This is a genomic window from Actinacidiphila bryophytorum, from assembly GCF_016916835.1.
Classification (GTDB): Bacteria; Actinomycetota; Actinomycetes; order Streptomycetales; family Streptomycetaceae; genus Actinacidiphila; species Actinacidiphila bryophytorum.
Genome location: NZ_JAFFIX010000084.1, coordinates 1 through 519, shown reverse-complemented (window position 1 = coordinate 519; position 519 = coordinate 1). Strand labels below are relative to the sequence as shown.

The 519-nt window shown below is 71.1% G+C and carries 1 protein-coding gene; it reads right to left on the bottom strand.

The genetic code is table 11. From position 1 onward, the window contains the following. Nucleotides 1-519, bottom strand: a 519-nt coding sequence (locus JT723_RS34690) for a substrate-binding domain-containing protein (protein WP_205048885.1), incomplete at both ends; no start/stop codon positions are given.

The following is a 519-nucleotide window of genomic DNA, read 5'->3' as shown; positions in this document are numbered from 1 at the left end:
CGGACGACGAGTTCGGGTTCGTGGAGGAGTTCTTTGGGGGTGGGGTTGGTGCCGTTGATCTGGTTGGCGAGGAGGGTGACGGCGGCGCGGGACATGGCTTCGATGGGTTGGCGCAGGGTGGTCAGGGGTGGGTCGGTGTAGTTCATGAAGGCGGAGTCGTCGTAGCCGACGACGGAGAGGTCTGCGGGGACGGTGAGTCCTTGGCGGCGGGCGGCGCGGATGGCGCCGAGGGCGAGGACGTCGCTGCCGCAGATGAGTGCGGTGATCCCGGTGGCGAGCAGCTCGGTCGCCACCGCCTGACCGCCCTCGAAGGAGAAGAGGGCGTGGCCGATGGGGTGGGTGGCGGGGGAGCCGGCGCTGCGGTGGGTGAGTGCGGTGAAGGCGGCGGCCTTGCGCCGGGAGGGGGTGTGGTCGGCGGGACCGACCATCAGCCCGATCCTGGTGTGCCCGAGCGAGGACAGGTGCGCGTACGCCTGCTGCACCGCCGCCACGTCGTCGGTCGACACCTGCGGGAAGCCG